Source organism: Mesorhizobium sp. AA23 (assembly GCF_001672435.1).
Classification (GTDB): Bacteria; Pseudomonadota; Alphaproteobacteria; order Rhizobiales; family Rhizobiaceae; genus Mesorhizobium.
In genome coordinates, this window is sequence record NZ_LYTP01000004.1 from 164,206 (window position 1) to 183,403 (window position 19,198).

The 19,198-nt window shown below is 65.5% G+C and carries 15 protein-coding genes; 10 read left to right on the forward strand and 5 right to left on the reverse strand.

Annotated elements, in window-relative coordinates; all coding sequences use genetic code 11:
• Positions 1-12 precede the first annotated feature (12 nt).
• Together A9K66_RS06260 and A9K66_RS06265 are read left to right on the forward strand one after the other, a co-directional pair.
• Positions 13-3,114: a multidrug efflux RND transporter permease subunit gene (locus A9K66_RS06260; protein WP_067321252.1), complete on the forward strand. Its 3,102-nt coding sequence runs from the start codon at positions 13-15 to the stop codon at positions 3,112-3,114.
• Entirely contained in the window at positions 3,111-6,329 is a 3,219-nt protein-coding gene (locus A9K66_RS06265) for an efflux RND transporter permease subunit (RefSeq protein WP_067321194.1), read from the forward strand. The genes A9K66_RS06260 and A9K66_RS06265 overlap by 4 nt, the downstream gene beginning before the upstream one ends.
• A 296-nt stretch (positions 6,330-6,625) precedes the next feature.
• On the opposite strand, the gene A9K66_RS06270 is transcribed toward A9K66_RS06265, so the two are convergent.
• Positions 6,626-6,916 (reverse strand): muconolactone Delta-isomerase family protein, encoded by a 291-nt coding sequence (locus A9K66_RS06270; RefSeq protein ID WP_066997354.1) that lies wholly within the window; start codon positions 6,914-6,916, stop codon positions 6,626-6,628.
• Positions 6,917-7,032: 116 nt separating this feature from the next.
• Here A9K66_RS06270 and A9K66_RS06275 point away from each other — a divergent pair, with 116 nt between their 5' ends.
• Positions 7,033-7,923, forward strand: a complete 891-nt coding sequence (locus A9K66_RS06275) for a LysR substrate-binding domain-containing protein (RefSeq protein ID WP_067321197.1) — start codon at positions 7,033-7,035, stop codon at positions 7,921-7,923.
• Positions 7,924-7,993: 70 nt separating this feature from the next.
• Here A9K66_RS06275 and A9K66_RS06280 read toward each other — a convergent pair whose 3' ends face one another.
• Positions 7,994-8,605, reverse strand: a complete 612-nt coding sequence (locus A9K66_RS06280; protein ID WP_066997348.1) for a TIGR00730 family Rossman fold protein — start codon at positions 8,603-8,605, stop codon at positions 7,994-7,996.
• A gap of 116 nt (positions 8,606-8,721) precedes the next feature.
• Between A9K66_RS06280 and A9K66_RS06285 the strand changes: the two genes are divergently transcribed.
• The 4 genes from A9K66_RS06285 to A9K66_RS06300 all read left to right on the forward strand — a co-directional run bounded on the left by A9K66_RS06285 (position 8,722) and on the right by A9K66_RS06300 (position 13,162).
• Entirely contained in the window at positions 8,722-10,317 is a 1,596-nt protein-coding gene (locus A9K66_RS06285) for a LysM peptidoglycan-binding domain-containing protein (RefSeq protein ID WP_067321200.1), read from the forward strand.
• Positions 10,318-10,448: 131 nt separating this feature from the next.
• A complete protein-coding gene (locus A9K66_RS06290) occupies positions 10,449-10,796 on the forward strand; it encodes a metalloregulator ArsR/SmtB family transcription factor (protein ID WP_067321203.1) in 348 nt (115 codons plus the stop codon).
• 7 nt (positions 10,797-10,803) lie between these two features.
• Complete coding sequence (locus A9K66_RS06295; RefSeq protein ID WP_067321205.1) at positions 10,804-12,687, forward strand: ABC transporter ATP-binding protein/permease; 1,884 nt, start codon at positions 10,804-10,806, stop codon at positions 12,685-12,687.
• Between the two features lie 133 nt (positions 12,688-12,820).
• On the forward strand, positions 12,821-13,162 hold the full coding sequence (locus A9K66_RS06300; protein ID WP_067321208.1) for an antibiotic biosynthesis monooxygenase: 342 nt from the start codon (positions 12,821-12,823) through the stop codon (positions 13,160-13,162).
• Here the strand turns inward: A9K66_RS06300 and A9K66_RS06305 are convergent.
• Positions 13,141-13,386 (reverse strand): hypothetical protein, encoded by a 246-nt coding sequence (locus A9K66_RS06305; protein ID WP_245307406.1) that lies wholly within the window; start codon positions 13,384-13,386, stop codon positions 13,141-13,143. The genes A9K66_RS06300 and A9K66_RS06305 overlap by 22 nt on opposite strands.
• A 4-nt stretch (positions 13,387-13,390) precedes the next feature.
• Here A9K66_RS06305 and A9K66_RS06310 point away from each other — a divergent pair, with 4 nt between their 5' ends.
• Together A9K66_RS06310 and A9K66_RS06315 are read left to right on the forward strand one after the other, a co-directional pair.
• Positions 13,391-14,188, forward strand: coding sequence for a phosphatidylserine decarboxylase (locus A9K66_RS06310; RefSeq protein ID WP_082953739.1), 798 nt, complete (start codon positions 13,391-13,393; stop codon positions 14,186-14,188).
• 75 nt (positions 14,189-14,263) lie between these two features.
• Positions 14,264-15,007 (forward strand): phosphatidylcholine/phosphatidylserine synthase, encoded by a 744-nt coding sequence (locus A9K66_RS06315; protein ID WP_245307408.1) that lies wholly within the window; start codon positions 14,264-14,266, stop codon positions 15,005-15,007.
• 257 nt (positions 15,008-15,264) lie between these two features.
• On the opposite strand, the gene A9K66_RS06320 is transcribed toward A9K66_RS06315, so the two are convergent.
• A complete protein-coding gene (locus A9K66_RS06320) occupies positions 15,265-17,487 on the reverse strand; it encodes an AMP-binding protein (RefSeq protein WP_067321220.1) in 2,223 nt (740 codons plus the stop codon).
• A gap of 304 nt (positions 17,488-17,791) precedes the next feature.
• Positions 17,792-18,199: a 4-oxalocrotonate tautomerase family protein gene (locus A9K66_RS06325; protein WP_067321223.1), complete on the reverse strand. Its 408-nt coding sequence runs from the start codon at positions 18,197-18,199 to the stop codon at positions 17,792-17,794.
• Positions 18,200-18,311: 112 nt separating this feature from the next.
• On the opposite strand from A9K66_RS06325, the gene A9K66_RS06330 reads away from it, so the two are divergent.
• Positions 18,312-19,166, forward strand: a complete 855-nt coding sequence (locus A9K66_RS06330) for a LysR substrate-binding domain-containing protein (RefSeq protein ID WP_067321226.1) — start codon at positions 18,312-18,314, stop codon at positions 19,164-19,166.
• Positions 19,167-19,198: the final 32 nt, after the last annotated feature.

The following is a 19,198-nucleotide window of genomic DNA, read 5'->3' on the forward strand; positions in this document are numbered from 1 at the left end:
GTCTCCGGCTGGCTGAACCCGTCGCGGCCCTTCATCCTGCGGCCGGTGGCCACCACGCTGATCATGGCGACCATCCTGGTGGTCGGCATGATCGCCTATCTTTTCCTGCCGCTCTCGGCCTTGCCTGAGGTCGACTACCCGACGATCCAGGTGCAGACCTTCTATCCCGGCGCCAGCCCGGAGGTGATGACGACTTCAGTCACGGCGCCCCTGGAGCGCCAGTTCGGCCAGATGCCGGGGCTGGAGCAGATGTCGTCGGGGAGTTCGGCCGGCGCCTCGGTCATCACGCTGCGCTTCAGCCTCGACCTCAGCCTGGATATTGCCGAGCAGGAGGTGCAGGCGGCGATCAACGCGGCCGGCAACCTTCTGCCCGCCGACCTGCCGGCGCCGCCGATCTACGCCAAGGTGAATCCGGCCGATGCGCCGATCCTGACGCTGGCGATCACCTCGAAGACGCTGCCCCTGACCGAAGTCGAGAACTATGGCGAGACGCGGCTGGCCCAAAAGATCTCGCAGCTTCCGGGCGTCGGGCTGGTCAGCATCTCCGGCGGCGAGCGGCCGGCCGTGCGCATCCGCGTAAAGCTCAAGGCGCTGGCCGCCATGGGGCTCAACATCGACGATCTGCGCACCACCATCGGCACGCTCAACGTCAACACGCCGAAAGGCAGCTTCGACGGGCCGGCGCGTTCCTACACCATCAACGCCAACGACCAGATCAGCGACCCCAAGACCTATGCGGATATGGTCGTCGCTTACCGCAACGGCGCGCCGGTCAGGCTGGGCGAGGTCTCCGATATCATAGAGGGGCCGGAGAACTCGAAGCTGGGCGCTTGGGAAAACCGCTCGCCGGCGATCCTGCTCAACATCCAGCGCCAGCCCGGAGCCAATGTCATCCGCGTCGTCGACTCGGTGAAGGCGCTGCTGCCGCAGCTTCGCGCCGGCTTGCCGGCGGCGGTCACCGTCGAGCCGCTGACCGACCGCACGACCACCATCCGTGCCTCAGTCCATGACGTCGAGTTCGAGCTGGCGACGGCGGCGGTTCTGGTCGTGCTCGTCACCTTCCTGTTCCTGCGCAACATTCCGGCGACGATCATTCCGAGCCTGTCGGTGCCGCTGTCGCTGATCGGCACGTTCGCGGTCATGTATCTTTGGGGCTTCAGCCTCGACAATCTGTCGCTGATGGCGCTGACCATCGCCTCCGGCTTCGTCATCGACGACGCCATCGTCATGATCGAAAACATCTCGCGTTTCATCGAGCATGGCGACGATCCGGTCACCGCCGCGCTCGAAGGCTCGGCCCAGATCGGCTTCACCATCATCTCGCTCACCGTCTCGCTGATCGCGGTGCTGATCCCGCTTCTGTTCATGGGCGACGTCGTCGGCCGCCTGTTCCACGAATTCGCCATCACGCTTGCGATCGCCATCGTCATTTCGGCCATCGTCTCGTTGACGCTGGTGCCGATGATGTGCGCCAGGCTGCTCAAGCCGCCGTCCGAACGCAGGCAGGGCGCGCTGGCGCGCGGCGCCGAGGCCGGCTTCGACGCTGTCGCGAATGGCTATGCCGCCGCCTTGCGGTGGGTGCTCGACCGTCAGGCGCTGACGCTGCTGGTCGCCGCAGCCACGCTTGCGCTCACCGTTTATCTCTATGTTGTCATCCCGAAAGGCTTCTTCCCGGTTCAGGACACCGGCGCGATTTCGGCGGTCACCGAGGCCGCGGGCTCGGCCTCCTACGCCGACATGGCAGCGCACCAGCAGGCGCTCGCCGATGTCATCCTGAAGGACCCGGATGTCGCGAGCCTGTCGTCCTTCATCGGCGTCGACGGCCAAAACATGACCGCCAACAGCGGCCACATGCTGATCAATCTCAAGCCGCGCGACGGGCGCGCGGCCGATGCCAGCGCGATCATCCGGCGGCTGGCTCGGGAGACTGACGTCGTGACCGGCATCGCGCTGCACATGCAGCCGGTGCAGGACCTGAGCGTGGACTCCACCTCCAGCGCGTCGCAGTACCAATACGTTCTGCAGGATTCGGATCCGGCCGAGCTGGCGACGTGGACATCAAAGCTCACCGATAGGCTGGTGGCACTTCCCGAACTCGCCGACGTAGCCAGCGACAGCCAGCAGAGCGGGCTTGCGGTCGACATCACCATCGACCGAGCGACGGCGGCACGCTTCGGGATTACGCCAGCGACCGTCGACAACGCGCTCTACGATGCCTTCGGCCAGCGCATCATCTCGACGATCTTCACCCAGTCGAACGAATACCGCGTCATCATTGAAGCCGACCCCTCGGTGGGACAGACGCCGGCTTCGCTGGGCTCGATCTACCTGCCGTCCTCCGGTTCCGGCCAGGTGCCGCTATCGGCGATCGCCAATATCAGTGTCCGGCAGGCGCCGCTGCTGGTGAACCACCTTGCCCAGTTCCCGGCCGCGACCATCTCCTTCAACCTCGCCCCGGGCGTGTCGCTCGGCGACGCCACCGCGGCGATCAGCAAGGCGGAACATGACATGCAGCCGCCCGCCGGCCTGGTCACCGGCTTCCAGGGCGCCGCGCTTGCCTTGCAAAGCTCGCTCTCCAACGAGCTGCTGCTGGTGCTCGCGGCAGTCGCCACCGTCTATGTCGTGCTTGGCGTGCTTTATGAGAGCTTCATCCACCCGCTGACGATCCTCTCGACGCTGCCCTCGGCAACCGTGGGCGCGCTGGTGGCGCTGATGCTCGCCGGCCACGATCTCGACGTGATCGGCATCATCGGCATCGTGCTCTTGGTCGGCATCGTCAAGAAGAACGCCATCATGATGATCGACTTTGCCCTGCAGGCCGAGCGCCTGCAGGGGCTGGATCCGCGCGAGGCGATTTACGAAGCCTGCTTGCTGCGGTTGCGGCCGATCCTGATGACGACGATGGCCGCGCTGTTCGGGGCGCTCCCGCTCCTGCTCGGCGGCCTTGCCGGCTCGGAATTGCACCAGCCGCTCGGCATCACCATCGTTGGCGGGCTGATCGTCAGCCAGGTGCTGACGCTCTTCACCACGCCAGTGATCTACCTTGCCTTCGATAGACTGACGCGGTCGGGGGCGCGTGAAGCGAGAGCGCCGGCCGGCGGGCTCACGCCGTGAATCTCTCCGCGCCCTTCATCGCCAGGCCGGTCGCCACGACGCTGCTGGCCATCGGATTGGCGGCGGCGGGCCTGATCGCATACGTCAATCTTCCCGTCGCGCCGCTGCCCAAGGTGGATTTCCCGACCATCTCGGTGCAGGCTTCGATGCCGGGCGCCAGCCCCGACACGATGTCGACCGATGTCGCGGCGCCGCTCGAACGGCATCTCGGCCAGATCGCCGGGGTTTCCGAGATGACGTCGCGCTCCGGCACCGGCTCGACCAATGTTGTGCTGCAGTTCGACCTCGATCGGGACATCAACGGCGCCGCGCGCGATGTTCAAGCCGCTATCAACGCCGCGCGCGCCGACCTCCCGTCCGACCTGCGCAGCAACCCGACCTACCGCAAATACAATCCCGCCGACGCACCGGTGATGATCCTGGCGCTGACCTCGCGCACACTCACACCCGGTCAGCTCTACGATGCCGCCGCGACCGTGCTGCAGCAGCGCCTGTCCCAGGTCGAGGGTGTCGGCAATGTCGACCTCGGCGGCTCGTCGCTGCCCGCGGTTCGGGTGGAGCTCAATCCGGGGGCGCTGTTCCATTACGGCATCGGCCTGGAGGATGTGCGCGCCGCACTTGCCTCGGCCAATGCCCGCAGTCCGAAGGGCTTCGAGGAGGACGGCGCGCTCCGCTACCAGCTCTACACCAACGACCAGGCGAGCCATGCCGCCGACTATCGCGACCTGGTGATCGCCTGGCGCAACAGTGCGGCGGTGCGCCTCGCCGACATCGCAGATGTCGAGGACTCGGTCGAGGACGTGCGCAATCTCGGCCTCGCCAATGGCGTGCCGGCCGTGCTTTTGGTGCTCTATCGCGAGCCCAACGCCAACATCATCGACACGGTCGACCGCGTGCGCGCGCTGATCCCGACGCTGCAGGCTTCGGTGCCGGCGGATGCGCGCCTCAGCATCGCGTCCGACAGCAGCCTCACCATCCGCGGCTCGCTGCGCGACACCGAGCTGACGCTGGTGCTGGCGGTGCTGCTGGTCGTCTTCGTGGTGTTCTGCTTTTTGCGCGACTGGCGCGCGGCGCTGATCCCGAGCGTGGCGCTGGTCGTCTCGATCCTCGGCACCTTCGGGGCAATGTATCTGCTCGGCTACACGCTCGACAATCTGTCCTTGATGGCGCTCACCATCGCCACCGGCTTCGTCGTCGATGACGCCATCGTGGTGCTGGAAAACATCATGCGCCACATCGAGGACGGCGTGCCGCGCGGCCGGGCGGCGCTGGTCGGCGCTCAGGAGGTCGGCTTCACCGTTCTGTCGATGAGCGCTTCTCTCGTCGCCGTGTTCCTGCCGATTCTGTTGATGGGCGGCATACTCGGCCGCCTGTTCCAGGAATTCGCCATGACCTTGTCGCTGGCCATCGCCATTTCGCTGGTGCTGTCGCTGACGGTGACGCCGATGATGTGCGCCCATTTTTTGCGCGCGGGTGCAGTCCGGTCGGAGCGCCGTTCCATCCTCGCCCGCTTCGGCGAAAGCGTCTTCGAGCGCGTCCGCGCCGGCTACGGCCGCTCGCTAGCCTGGTCGCTCGACAATGCCGAGGCGATGCTCATCATCCTGATCGCGGCCGTTGCGCTCAACGTCTACCTCTATACGATCGTGCCGAAGGGCTTCTTCCCGCAGCAGGACACCGGCGAGCTGATCGGCGGCCTGCGCGCCGACCAGGCCATTTCCTTCCAATTGATGCGGCAGAAATTCGAGCGGCTGGAGACGATCCTGAAGAGCGACCCGGCGGTGGCGAACGTCGTCGGCTATATCGGCGGCCGCCAGACCAACTCCGGCTTCGTCTATGTCAACCTGAAGCCGAAGGGCGATCGTGCGCCGCTGCAAGCGGTGCTGGGGCGGCTGCGCGCGCAGCTCAGGCAATTGCCCGGCGCGCAGCTCTTCCTCAACCCGCGCCAGGAGATCAGGGTCGGCGGCCGCCAGAGCCTCGCCACCTATCAATACACGCTGCAGGCCGATACGACCGCGGATCTCGACGAATGGGCGCCGAAACTCGTCGAATTGCTGAAACAGGCGCGGGAGCTAACCGACGTCAATTTGGACCGCGACGAGGCCGGGCTCGAAACCAACATCACCGTCGACCGCGAGAGCGCGGCCCGGCTCGGCCTGACGCCGGCGAGCATCGACAACACGCTTTACGACGCCTTCGGCCAGCGCCAGGTGTCGACCATCTTCAACGCCCGCAACCAATATCACGTGGTGATGGAAGTCGCGCCGCGCTATCTGCAGGATCCGAGCGCGCTCAACGGCATCTATGTCAGCACCTCGGGCGCGGCGGCGAGCGGCACGCAGAAGACCAACGCGCTGGCCGGCAGCCTGTCGGGCTCGCTGCAGAATCAGGCGACCAATGCGATCGCCGTCACCGGCCACGGCAGCGCCTCGAGCGGCGCCGCCGTCAGCACCTCGGCCGAGACCATGGTGCCGCTCGCCGCCTTCAGCACTTACGGTCCGGCGACCACGCCGCTTTCGGTCAACCACCAGGGCCACTTCGTCGCCACGACGATCTCGTTCAACCTTGCCGATGGCGCCACGCTCGGCGACGCCTCGGCGGCAATCGACCGCGCCATGGCGGAGCTGAAAATGCCGGTGTCGATCCACGGCTCGCTTGCCGGCACGGCACTCGCCTTCCGCTCCAACCTGCTCAACGAGCTTCTGCTGATCGCTGCCGCGCTCGCCACGATCTATGTCGTGCTCGGCGTGCTCTACGAAAGCTACGTGCACCCGATCACCATCCTGTCGACGCTGCCTTCGGCCGGCATCGGCGCGCTGCTCGCGCTCATCGTCACCGGCATGGAATTCGACGTGATCTCGCTGATCGGCATCATCCTGTTGATCGGCATCGTCAAGAAGAACGCCATCATGATGATCGACATGGCCTTGCAGGCCGAGCGCCAGGAAGGGCTTGCGCCGCGAGAAGCCATCCACAAGGCGAGCCTCCAGCGCTTCCGGCCGATCATGATGACGACCTTTGCGGCTTTGCTCGGCGCATTGCCGTTGGCGCTCGAGACCGGCACTGGGGCGGAGCTGCGCCAGCCGCTCGGCATCGCGATCGTCGGCGGCCTCATCGTCTCGCAGCTTCTCACGCTCTACACCACGCCGGTCGTCTATCTCTATCTCGACCGGCTCAGCGCCCGCAGACCGATGCTGCGAGTGGCGCCGGCGGAGTGATCGGGCACCGCGACCTTGGACTGTTCGACCGCGCGAAGCGAAACAGTTCGGCCCGGCGCGCCTTCATCTCCCTCAACGCTACCCGAGGCGGTTGATCGTGAGATCTGGGCCATCGCTTGGTGAACTGCAAGATGCTTCATCATCGGATGCGCCCTCGAAGGGCGCGACCAGTTCCTGCTCACCCGGCAATTGCCCAAGCGCTATACAGGGGCGTCGCGGGCGGGCCTTTTGCGTCGCTTCCTTGGTCGCTCATAGGTGCTGCCGGGTGAGCGGCAGCACCTCTCTTCATGCCGGTCTCAGCGCTTCGGGCCGAAGCCGGGATAGGGATTGAGCGGCACGATCGCCGCGATGTCCATCATTCCGGCCTCGACCAGCGGCAGGGTGGCGAGATGGCCGCGCACCTCCTTGTCGTCGGCAGCCTCGAACATCATGCCGCTGCCGGGGATGTCACCGCGGTTCCAGACCTGGCGCACGGCGCCTTGCGCATAGAGCGTGCGCCGCTGCTCGGCTTCGCCCGGAAGCAGCGGCGCGAAATCGCTATCGCTGAACTTTTCGGTGTTGCGGGTGAGAAGGGCAAAGAACTGCATGGCGGTCTCCTTTGTGGCCGGTTGATGCGGAAGATATCGCGCCGGCTGGTCAGACTGTCCAAGACTGATTAGGATAAAGGTCAGACCTTGAACGACTTAAATCATAGAGACGCAGAATGCTCGACCTGCGGCAGATCCGCTATTTCGTCGCCGTCGCCGAGGCCGGCAATGTCGGCCGCGCCGCCGAGCAGTTGCATATCTCGCAGTCCCCTTTGAGCCGGCAGATCATGCAGCTCGAGGAGCAACTCGGCGTCACGCTTTTCGAGCGATCGAAGCAGCGCGTCCATCTCAACGCCGAGGGCAGGGCTTTCCTTGCCGAGGCGCGCGCTCTGCTCGTCAATGCCGCGCGGCTGGAGGAGCTCGGCCGCAAGCTTGCAAGCGGCGCTACCGGGAGCCTCGCCATCGGCTACGTCGAGGGGGCGGTGCATGCCGGGCTGATCGCTGCGATGCTCAGGGAATTCCGCCGCGAGCGGCCGGATTTTCATCTGCAACTGAGAAACCGCCGCACGGCCGCGCAGTTCGAGGATCTGCGCCAGCGCGTGCTCGACCTCGGATTCGTCTACGCGCCGACGCCGCAAGGCGATCCGGATATCGAGAGCATGCTGGTGCGGCGCGAACCGCTGGTGCTGGCGATCCCCGAAGGCGATCCGCTTGTCGATGCGAGCGACATCAGGCCCCGCCATCTTGACGCCCGCGTCTGGATCACCGTCGTGCGCCAACCCGATGACACCAACCGCGCGCAGTTCCTGACGGCCTGCATGGAGGCCGGTTTCGTGCCCGACATCGCCTACGAGACGGCCGATCCCTTGACCTCGCTCGGCCTGGTCAGCGCCGGGCTGGGCCTGGCGACGGTACAGGAAAGCCTGCAAAGCGCTGCGCCGGCCGGCATCGTCTTTCGCGACCTGCCATGGTTCAAGCGCAGCGTTGAAATCCATCTCGCCTGGCGGCGCAATGACCGGAGGGCGGTGATTGAGGATTTGAGGAGGACGGTGAACGGTGAATGGTGAATAGCGAATAGTTACTATCTGGCGGTGGACAGATTTCGGCTCGCGCGATCCGCACTATTCACCATTCACCTTACATTTTGTCGATCACCGCCTGCACACCTTCCGTCGGCGCGTCGACCGACGAGCCCGCCACCATGATGGCGGCGACGATGGCCTCGGGGTCGTTGACCACCAGCGGCTTCACCCTATGTGCGGTGTGGATGAAGCCTTCGCCCGACATGTGCTCGATGAGCGCCAGCATCGGGTCCCAGAAGGCCTTGATGTTGGCGAACACGATCGGCTTGCGGTGATGGCCGAGTTGCGCCCAGGTCATGATCTCGACGATCTCCTCGACCGTGCCGATGCCGCCCGGCAGCGCCACGAAGGCGTCGGATTTCTCGAACATCCTGTGCTTGCGCTCGTGCATGTTGTCGGTGATCACCAGCTCGTCGAGCTTGTCGAGAGCGGTCTCGGTCGCCTCCTTGTTGATCAGGAAGCGCGGGATGATGCCGGTCACCTTGCCGCCGGCCTTGAGTGCCCCGTCTGCAACGGCGCCCATGATTCCCTTGGTGCCGCCGCCATAGATCAGGCGCAGGCCGGACTTCGCCAGCGAGCGGCCGAGCAGGTGGCCGGCCTTGACATAGGCCTCGTCGCGGCCCGGAGACGAACCGCAATAGACGCAGACGGATCGAATCGTGTTCATGTCATGATTGGTGATAGGGACGGTTGGCGCGGTCAAGCCCAAGGACGGGCTTTTTCTTGTGAGCTTGGTGAAAACACGCTAGACCGGCGTTAGGTGGCTAAGGGGCAGAAAAGATTATGGCTATCAATTCTTCCAAGGCGTTTTTGTTCGCGGCGGGCGGCGTTGCCGTCGTCGCGGCGGTCGCCTACGGGTCGGGCGCGCTCGACCCATACATCAACAAGCAGAATCCGCCGCAGGTCGCGTCGCTGCCGCAGGCAGGCACGAAGCCGGCCGAATCCTCAAGCACCTCCACCGAGGCGCGCGTACCGCAGGCGCAAGCCCCGGCCAATACAATGGCGCCGGCCAACAACACGATGGCGCCGGCCAACAAGATGGCGCCCGCCAACAATGCAATGGCGCCTGCCAACAACGCGACGGCCCCGGCGGAATCCGCCCCGGCCGCTCAGGCGCCGGCCGCCGCAGGACCCACACTGCCAACCTTCGATGTCGTGCGCGTCGAAGGCAATGGCTCGATTGTCGTCGCCGGCAGCGCGGCGCCCAATGCCAAGGTCGAGGTCCTGAACGGCGGCACGGTGCTCGGCTCGACCGATGCCGGTCCCGATGGTGCCTTCGCCATTGTGCTCGACGATCCGCTGAAGCCCGGCGACTACACGATCACGCTGCGCTCGACCGCTGGCGGCGTCGCCGTCGCCTCGGCGCAGACCGCCGTCGTCTCGGTGCCGCAGAGCCCGACCGGCCAGGTGCTGGCGATGGTCGAGGAGCCGGGCAAGCCGTCCGAATTGCTGACCATTCCGCAGCCCGCGGCCAAGCCAGCGGCACCTGCCGCCACCGGTCAGGCAGCCGACCCGGACGCGCAGGCCCCGGCCGCAACCGCGCCGGCGGCGTCTGCCCCGGCGGCGGCGCCGGCTGCAACGGCACCGGCAGCTACGGATCAGGCTTCGGCTCCCGCGACCCAGAACGCCGCCGCAGACGAACCGAAGATCGCCGTCGAGGCGGTTGAGATCGACGGCGGCAAGATCTTCGTCGCGGGCAGGGCCGATCCCGGCCGCAAGGTGCGCGCCTATGCCGACGATGTACTGCTTGGCGAGGCGAAAACTTCGCCTGACGGCCATTTCCTGATCGAGGCGGCGCGCGACATTCCGGTCGGCAACCACACCATTCATGTCGACGGCCTGGCCGACGACGGCGTCAAGGTCGTCGCCCGCGCCGCTGTCCCGTTCGAACGCGAGCCCGGCGAGTCGATTGCCGCCGTCGCGCCCAACCAGACCAAGCCCGCCGACAGCAAGCTCGCCCAGGGTGCGGGGTCCCAGCCCGCGGAGGCGAAGTCCGGGGCGGCCAATCCCGCCGAGACGACGGCGCCGGCCACCGCTACCGACGAAGCGGGCAAGCCCGCCGCGACCGCCGACACGTCGGCCGAGGTCGCCGAAGCGAATCCTGCGGCCGACGTGCCTGAAACCATGGCGCCGAAGCTCGAACACGTCGATGGAGCCGTCATCATCCGCCGCAACGATACGCTCTGGCGCATCTCGCGGCGCGTCTATGGCCATGGCGTGCGCTACTCGACCATCTATCTCGCCAACCAGGATCAGATCCGCAATCCCGACCGCATCTGGCCCGGTCAGGTCTTCAAGGTCCCCGGCAAGTCGAAGGAAGGCGAGCCGGCCGACATGAAGGCCATGGGTGACCAGATGACGGCGCCAAAGACGGAGTAAGAGCGCAATCCCCCTCGTGGGGATGCCCGGCAGGGCAGAGGGGCGCTGCCCCGCCGGCGTTCGACACTTCCACCTGCTGCCCATCCGCCTGGCTTGCCCTCTCATCCTCCATCGTTTATCGGCGATGAACGATGACCGAATCCCTATCCGTCAACCGCGCCCTCAATAGCCGAGCCCTCGACAGCCGCGGCATCGCCACGCGGTTCGCGGCGCTGTCGCATCCGGCACGCATTGAGATCCTGAAGCATCTCTCGGCCAGTAGCTGCTGCTCCTGCCGCGAGGTGGTCGATCATCTCGATCTCGCCCAGTCGACCGTTTCGCAGCATCTGAAGATCCTGGTCGAAGCAGGGCTCGTCCGCTTCGAGGCGGATCGCCAGCGTTCACGCTACGCGGTGGACCGCGCTACGCTCGCCGAGGTCTCGGCGTCGCTCGCGGCCCTGGTCGATTCCTGCTGCGGCGAAAGCATGAAAGAAAGCTAAGAACAAAATGGCCGACAAGACCGTCTCCGCCGAAACCGGCACCCTCACCACTCTGCGCAATCTGTGGCCCTATATGTGGCCGGCCGACCGTGCCGACTTGAGAGCTCGCGTCACCTGGGCGACGCTGCTTCTCGTCGTCGCCAAGGTCACCCTGGTCGCCGGTCCCTATTTCTTCAAATGGGCAACAGATGCGCTCGCCCACGCCTCGAAGACGCCGCCGCCGCTGCCCGCCTTCATGCTCGCGCCAGTGATGCTGGTCATCGCCTATAATGTGCTGAGGCTGGTCCAGCTCGGCTTCAACCAGCTGCGCGACGCGCTGTTTGCCCGCGTCGGCCAATATGCGGTGCGCCAGCTTGCTTTCCGCACCTTCGTCCACATGCATCAGCTGTCGCTGCGCTTCCATCTTGAGCGCCGCACCGGGGGTCTGTCGCGCATCATCGAGCGCGGCACCAAGGGCATCGAGACGATCGTGCGCTTCGTCATGCTGAACACGGCGCCGACCATTCTCGAATTCGCGCTGACGGCCGGCATTTTCGCCTACACCTATGGCTGGAAATACGTCGCCGTGGTCGCGGTCACCGTGTGGATCTATGTCTGGTTCACGGTCAAGGCCAGCGATTGGCGCATCTCGATCCGCCGCGACATGAACGAAAGCGACACCGACGCCAATACCAAGGCGATCGACTCGCTCTTGAATTTCGAGACGGTCAAATATTTCACCAATGAGCGCATGGAAGCCGAGCGCTTCGACCGCTCGATGGCGCGTTATGAAATTGCCGCCACCAAGACCTGGACCTCGCTCGGCTGGCTTAACTTCGGCCAGGGTCTTATCTTCGGCCTCGGCACGGTCATCGTCATGTGCATGTCGGCGCTCGAGGTGCAGGCCGGCACGCAGTCGGTCGGCGATTTCGTCTTCATCAACGCCATGCTGATGCAGCTTTCGGTGCCGCTCAACTTCATCGGCTTCATCTATCGCGAAATCCGCCAGGGTTTGACCGATATCGAGCACATGTTCGACCTGCTCGACGTGCCCCAGGAGATCGTCGACAAGCCGGACGCCGGGCCGTTGAAGGTGAGTGCCGGCAAGGTCGAGTTCCGCGACGTGCACTTCTCCTATGATTCAAACCGCAAGATCCTGAAGGGCGTCTCCTTCGAGGTGCCGGCCGGCAAGACGGTCGCCATCGTCGGCCCCTCCGGCGCAGGCAAGTCGACCATCTCCAGGCTTCTGTTCCGCTTCTATGACGTGCAACGGGGCCAGGTGCTGATCGACGGCCAGGACATCCGCGACGTCACCCAGGAGAGCCTGCGCGCGGTGCTCGGCATGGTGCCGCAGGACACGGTGCTCTTCAACGACACCATCGCCTACAACATCCGCTACGGCCATGTCGGCGCCAGCGAGGAGGAGGTGCGCAAGGCCGCCGAGCTCGCCCAGATCGGGCCGTTCATCGAAAAACTCCCCGACGGCTACCGCTCGATGGTCGGCGAGCGCGGGCTGAAATTGTCGGGCGGCGAGAAGCAGCGGGTCGCGATCGCCCGCACGATCCTGAAGGCCCCGCCGATCCTGATGCTGGACGAGGCGACCTCGGCGCTGGACACCCAGACCGAGCAGGAGATCCAGGCGGCGCTGGACCTCGTCAGCAAGGGCCGCACCACCCTTGTGATTGCCCACCGGCTGTCGACGGTGATCTCGGCCGACGAGATCATCGTGCTGAAGGACGGCCAGATCGCCGAGCGCGGCACCCACGCCGCGCTCTTGCGCCAGCAGGGCCTCTACGCCTCGATGTGGGACCGCCAGCGCGAGGCCACCGAAGCCGAGGAGCGCCTGCGCATTGCGCGTGAAAGCGACGAGTTCGGTGTGATCGTACGGAGAAGGACGTCGGAGGTGAGCTAGCGCCTCTTCCTTCTCCCACAAGGGGAGAAGGAGAAGTCGGCGCAAAATCCCCTTGACCTCAACCTAGCTTGAGCTTGCAAACCGGCTCCGAACCCCTGCGAAGCAAGCCTTCCAAGAACGGAGACCGATCGAAATGAGCAATAAAGATCAACGCGCTGGCAGCGTGTTCCGGGTCGACAAATTCGTCGTGCCGGCGGAAACGCGCGACGAGATCCTCGGCAAGGTCAGGATGACGCACGAATTGCTGCGCCAGCAGGACGGCTTCGTGCAGGACTTCCTGCTCGAGCAGTTCTCCGGCCCCGGCGAATTCAACATCGTCACCATGGTCGAATGGGAAAGCCAGGCCGCGGTCGACAACGTCGTGCCGATCGTCAAGGCCGCGCTCGAGCGCATCGCCTTAAGCCCTCAGGCAACGATCGCCCGCCTCGGGGTCAAAGCGGATATCGCGCACTATCAGCGCGTGCCGGAGGCGTAAGACGGCCAGCCCGCGCCGGGTGCAGGCGCGACGACGCCCAGTACCTGGCCGGTGCGGGCGTCGCCGACCATCTTCTCGAAGCCGCGCCATTCGGCGGCGGTGATGAACAGCGTCCTGCCGTCGGCACCGCCCAACATGCAGGCAAAGCAGCCCCGATCGACCTCGACCTTGTCGATTTCCGCACCGCCCTCGCGCACCCTGACACAGGCCGGCGCTAAAATCACGGCTATGAGTCCCTCGCTATTCGCCTCTCCCATTGTTGCGTTGCGGGGAGGGGGGCTTTCCGCTATTCAGACCGGACCTGAAACAGCGACCGCCCCAAGCCCTATGACTCTTCTCGATACGATCAAGAATACGTTCGTTCCGATCCATCGCGAGGGCTATCCCTTTATCGCCGCCTTCGGCGCGGCAACGCTGTTCCTCGGCTATTTCTCCTCGATCCTGTTCTGGCTCGGGCTGATCCTCACCGGCTGGTGCATCTATTTTTACCGTGACCCAGAGCGCGTCACGCCGGTCGACGACCGGCTGGTGGTCAGCCCGGCCGACGGCGTGGTTTCGGCGGTCGGGCCTGCCGTGCCGCCGCGCGAGCTTGGTCTGGGTACGGGCGAAATGACCCGTATCTCGGTGTTCATGAATGTCTTTTCCTGCCATATCAACCGCGCGCCGGTGCGTGGCAGGATCACGCGGATCGAGCATCGTCCCGGCAAATTCCTCAATGCCGAGCTCGACAAGGCAAGCTCGGAGAACGAGCGCAACGGCCTGGTCATTGACAGCCCCAACGGCACCATCGCCGCCGTGCAGATCGCCGGCCTTGTGGCGCGCCGCATCGTCTGCTGGGCCGAGCAGGGCGGCTCGATCGGCATCGGCGAGCGTTTTGGCCTGATCCGCTTCGGCTCCCGCGTCGACGTCTTCCTGCCGTCGAACGCCGTGCCGCGCGTCGCCGTCGGCCAGACGGCGGTAGGCGGCGAGACGGTGCTTGCCGAGTTCGGCGGCGCGGCGGTCGCCCCGCTGGTCAGGATTTCCTGAGCGGTGGGCGCGCCTTTCAAGAAGTTCGAGGCACACGCCAGCGGCGGCCCGCGCATCCGCGAGATCCCGATGCGCATGGTGCTGCCCAATCTGGTGACCGTTCTTGCGATCTGCGCCGGCCTTTCCGGCATCCGCTTCGCCTTCGAGGACCGCTTCGAGCCGGCGGTGGTCATGGTGCTGCTCGCCGCTTTCCTCGACGGCATCGACGGCCGCTTGGCGCGCATGCTGAAGGCGACCTCGAAGTTCGGCGCGCAGATGGATTCGCTGGCCGATATCGTCAATTTCGGCGTCGCGCCGGCGCTGGTGCTCTATGCCTTCCTGCTCGACCGCGCCGGCTCGCCGGGCTGGATCGCGGCGCTCCTGTTCACCATCGCCTGCGGCATGCGGCTCGCTCGCTTCAATGTGCTGGCCGACGACACCGATCAGCCGGCCTGGCAAACCGAATATTTCGTCGGCGTCCCGGCGCCGGCGGGCGCGGTGCTGGTCATGCTGCCTTGCTATCTCTACTTCCTGCGGCTCGGCCTGGAATCGACCCGGGGGGCGGCCTTCGTTGCCTCTGGCTTCACCGTGCTCGTCGCCTTCCTCTTGGTCAGTCGCCTGCCGGTCTATTCGGGCAAGAGCGTCAAGGTGCCGGGAGACAGGGTGCTTCCGGTCATCCTCGGCGTCGTGCTCTACATCCTGCTGTTGATGGCCTATCCCTGGTACACGCTGACCGCATCGGTCGCCGGCTACCTCGTCTTTCTGCCGTTTTCGGTGCGCGCCTATTCGAAGCGGGCCATGCGCGAAGGCGAGAAGGTGCCGCCTTCGGATATCGGATAAGCACTGCGCCCTATCTCCCCCGTTGTGGGGGAAATAGCCATTTCAACATCTTAGCGAAGCTAAGTGTTGGAAATCGCAAGAGAGGGGAAAAGCGCTGACATGAGAAGTTGGCGCTCTAGAAGGAGCAGCCTCCGCACCCTACGAAATCCCCTCTCTGGCATTTTCCAAGCACTTGCTCGGGACAAGCCCGCTCGCAAGTGCAGGAAAATGCTTTCTCCCCCACAAGGGCTGGCTCACAAGGGGGGAGATAACCCGCGCTACGCCGCTACCCCCAATCCCAGCCGGTCGATCGCCAGCTTCCGCGCCGACACGTAATCCGTCTTGCCGGAACCCAGCACCGGGATCTCTTCCACCTTGATGATGTCATTGGGCACCATCAACTCGGCCGCGCCGGCCTTCTTGCCGAACTGGCGCAGCTCTTCGGCATTGGCATCGTCGGCCGTGGTGACCAGCACGATGCGCTCGCCGCGCCTTTTGTCGGGCACCGCCACCGCGGCATGGCGCTGTTCCGGCCACAGTGACTGCACCAGCATCTCGACCGCACCCAGCGACACCATCTCGCCGGCGATCTTGGCAAAGCGTTTTGCCCGCCCGCGGATGGTGATGAAGCCGTCGCGGTCGACCGAGACGATGTCGCCGGTGTCGTGCCAGCCCTCGAGCGGCTGCAACTCGCCGGGGCGGTCGGCGGTCATGTAGCCCATCATCATGTTCGGCCCGTCGAGCCACAGCCGGCCGCCCTCGCTGATGCCCTCGACCGGCTCAAGCTTCATGCGGATCGCCGGCAGCAGCCGGCCGACCGTGCCGTCGCGATTGTGGATGGCGGTGTTCACCGCCACCACTGGCGCCGCCTCGGTCAGCCCAAAACCTTCGATGATCGATGCCTGGAAACGGTCGCGGTAGGTGCGCCTTGTCTCGGGCTTTACCGCTTCAGCGCCGGCAACAACGAAACGCAGGCTGGAGAAATCGCCGTCCTTGGCAGTGCGGGCATAGTTGGCGAGGAAAGTGTCGGTGCCGAACATGACGGTCGGCTTCACCTTGCGCGCGATCTCCGGAATGATCTTGTAGTGCAGCGGCGAGGGATAGAGGAACAGTTTCACGCCGGTTACCAGCGGCAGGATAGTGCCGCCGGTCAGCCCGAACGAATGGAAGACGGGCAGCACGTTGAGCAGGATATCGGCCGGCGAGATCGTGATGCGCGCCTCGGCCTGCATGGCGTTGGCGAGAAGGTTGCGGTGCGACAGCACCACCGCCTTCGGCGTTCCTTCCGAGCCCGAGGTGAACAGGATCACCGCTGGTTTCGACGCCTGCTGCCGCTGCAGCGGAAAACGCCAGAAAAGCGCCGCCGCGACCTTGTCGAGCAAGGTCACGCTCTCGCGCACATCCTCCAGCCATAGCATCTTGGCGCCGCCCGCCTCGACGGCGGTGACGATGTCGTCGATGGCGGCCTTCTCGATGAACGCGCGAGAAGAGACCACTGTGCGAATGACCGCCGTGCGGATCGCGGCGGTGACGCTCGCCGGGCCGGCGGTGTAGTTGATCATCGCCGCGATGCGGGCCGCCGAGATAAGCCCGACAAAGGAGAGCACAATGCCATTGGCATTGGGCAGGAGCAGGCCGACCGCTTCGCCGGGCGCCGTCACCGCCTCGAAGCGGCGGCCGAGCACGCGCGCGCCGATGAACATCTTGCGATAGCTGAGCGCGCCCGAAATCACGTCCTCGATGATCGGATGCGAGGCACCGACGCGATCCGCCGCGTCGCGCATGGCCAGGAACAGGCCGCGGTCGAGATTGCTGCCGTAGAGCCGCGCCTCGGCAAACCGGTCGAACAGGGCGTTGGTGTTCGACGCCATGTCGGGGTTGCGAGCCACCAGCTCGGCCACGGTCATCGGTTCCAGCACGCTGAGCGACAGGCGCGGGAACCAGTGACGCGGCGCCTTGTCGGCCGGCGTCAGCGACATCGGCAGGTCGCGCGCACCGGCGACGAAGATCGGCACGATGCGGGCGTCGGCCTGCATGGCGATGCGGGTGATGGCGCGGAACAGCCGGAACGACTTGACGTCCGGCTCGACGTCGTCGGGCAGATAGACCGCAAGCCGGCCCTTGCCCTTCAGCACGCGCACCAGCCGCCGGCTGACGAAGAGATGTTCGGCATTGAAGGCGATGGTGCGGGCAAGCTCGCGCCACGGCTCCAGCCAGGGCGAGCGGGCCGAGGCCTCGTCCAGAATGTGCAGCGTGTCGTCAGGCAACAGCGACAGCATCAGCGCCGGCTCGATGCGCGATTGGTGCGAAACGACATAGATCACCGGCGTGCGGGCATTGCGGGCAATGCGGATGCGGTCGTCGGCAATACGGTAGGCGAGCTTGAACGGCACGTAGAGCAACGCCTGGGTAAAGCGCAGATCGAGCCGGAACCTTTCGATCACGCCAATCAGCAGCCAGGCAAAGACAAGACCGGCAAGCAGCGCCAATGTCAGGATCATGCTGCTCTCTCCCAACGTCCTCCACGGTGCGGCTCTTGCGCGGCCGCTTCGGTGGCAGAAGGTAGCGGAAGTGGGGGCAAGGTCAATGTGGGGCTGGTAGGGCGCTCCCTTCTCCCCTTGCGGGAGAAGGTGGCCGAGCGAAGCCCGGACGGATGAGGGTATTGGACGGATCGCTTCGCTGGATATGTAAGTGCCTGAAAGCAATCGATTCTTCTAGGCCGTGCTTCTTCCAAAACCTCTCATCCGTCTCGACGCTGCGCGCCGACCCACCGTCTCGCACAGGGGAGCGGGGAAAGGCGTGCCGCTACGCCACCTTCAGTCTCCCGCTGATGAAGCGGAACTCCTGGCTCTTGCCGCCAAAGCCGTAGGCCGCCGCCGGAACCTCATGCACCAGCGCGTAGCTTTCCTCATGGACGCCGCCGAGCAGGCGGCCGAAGGCGTCGAAAATCGCCTTGAGATACGCTTCGAGCTCGAGCTTGGTGTTGGTGCCGTCCACCACCTTGATGTCGAGCCAGAAGGTGCTCGTGCCATGCTCGGCCAGCGACTTGCCGCCGGCGAACCAGTGCTGCGGATCGACGTAGCTGATCGCAACCGCGGTGATGGTCGGGTCCTTGCGCAGTTGCGTGGCCGTAATCTCGGTGATCTCCTTCGCGATCGCGGCGGAACCCTTTGCGTCGGGCTCGCCGGTGACGCTGACATTGATGATCGGCATTTTTCTCTCCTTCGCTCTGACGGCTTCGCGCCGCCGATGAAGGGACCATGCCACTAGCCAGACGTCAAAAAAATCGAATTGTTTTTGACAAGTACTTCGATATTATCGAATTATGGAAACTCTCGATCCCGACCTGCTCAAAACCTTCCTCGCCTTCGTCGATGGCGGCTCCCTGGCCAGGGCGGCGTCCGCTGTTGGCCGCTCCCCATCCGCCGTCACGGCGCAGATGCAGCGGCTGGAGGAGGTCGTCGGCGAGCCGCTGCTTGCGCCCCAGGGACGTGGGCGCGGGCTGACGCCTGCCGGCGAGGACCTTGTCGGACACGCCAGGCGCATCCTTGCCGTCCACACCGAGGCCTGGCTGGCGCTTAAAGGCGCGCGCGTCGGCGGCCGCATCGCCATCGGCACCACGCAGGACTTTGCCGATCATGGCCTGCCGGAGCTGTTGCGCGCCTTCGCCGCCAGCCATCCGCGCGTCAGGATCGAGCTGCGCGTCGGCCGCTCCCTGGAACTCGGGTCAGCCTTGCAGGCTGGCCAGCTCGACCTTGCGATCACCATGCGCCATGCGCCATCCCCGGATGAAGCGTTCCTGATCAGCGAGCCGATGCTGTGGCTCTGCTCGGACAAAGGGCTGGCGACGCGGCGAGACGTGGTGCCGCTTGCATTGCTCGATCCCTATTGCGGCTTCAGGGAGGCTGCGCTCAATGCACTCGACGCCGCCGGCCGCCGCTACCGCATCGCTGCCGGCAGCTCCAGCCTTGCCGGCCTGCGCAGCGCGGTCAATGCCGGCATCGCGCTGACGCCGCGCACCCGGCGTCTTGCCCATTCCGGAATCGTGGAAGCGTCCCCCGATCTCGACCTGCCGCCGCTGCCAATGGCCGGCTTCGCCATCCGGCTCGGCCGCGAGGCGGCTCGTCCGGCGCGGGATCTCGCGGAGCTTCTGGGCAACGGCCTGGCGCTGCCGCCCTGAACGGCAAGGAACGCCCAAAGAAAAAGCCGACC

Coding starts and splice junctions, on each gene's coding strand:
- A9K66_RS06275 (WP_067321197.1), top strand. CDS start 7,033: ATGCTCGACCTGCGGCAGATCCGCTATTTCGTCGCCGTCGCCGAGGCC.
- A9K66_RS06315 (WP_245307408.1), top strand. CDS start 14,264: ATGGTGCTGCCCAATCTGGTGACCGTTCTTGCGATCTGCGCCGGCCTT.
- A9K66_RS06310 (WP_082953739.1), top strand. CDS start 13,391: ATGAGTCCCTCGCTATTCGCCTCTCCCATTGTTGCGTTGCGGGGAGGG.
- A9K66_RS06320 (WP_067321220.1), bottom strand. CDS start 17,487: ATGATCCTGACATTGGCGCTGCTTGCCGGTCTTGTCTTTGCCTGGCTG.
- A9K66_RS06285 (WP_067321200.1), top strand. CDS start 8,722: ATGGCTATCAATTCTTCCAAGGCGTTTTTGTTCGCGGCGGGCGGCGTT.
- A9K66_RS06300 (WP_067321208.1), top strand. CDS start 12,821: ATGAGCAATAAAGATCAACGCGCTGGCAGCGTGTTCCGGGTCGACAAA.
- A9K66_RS06270 (WP_066997354.1), bottom strand. CDS start 6,916: ATGCAGTTCTTTGCCCTTCTCACCCGCAACACCGAAAAGTTCAGCGAT.
- A9K66_RS06325 (WP_067321223.1), bottom strand. CDS start 18,199: ATGCCGATCATCAATGTCAGCGTCACCGGCGAGCCCGACGCAAAGGGT.
- A9K66_RS06295 (WP_067321205.1), top strand. CDS start 10,804: ATGGCCGACAAGACCGTCTCCGCCGAAACCGGCACCCTCACCACTCTG.
- A9K66_RS06330 (WP_067321226.1), top strand. CDS start 18,312: ATGGAAACTCTCGATCCCGACCTGCTCAAAACCTTCCTCGCCTTCGTC.
- A9K66_RS06290 (WP_067321203.1), top strand. CDS start 10,449: ATGACCGAATCCCTATCCGTCAACCGCGCCCTCAATAGCCGAGCCCTC.
- A9K66_RS06280 (WP_066997348.1), bottom strand. CDS start 8,605: ATGAACACGATTCGATCCGTCTGCGTCTATTGCGGTTCGTCTCCGGGC.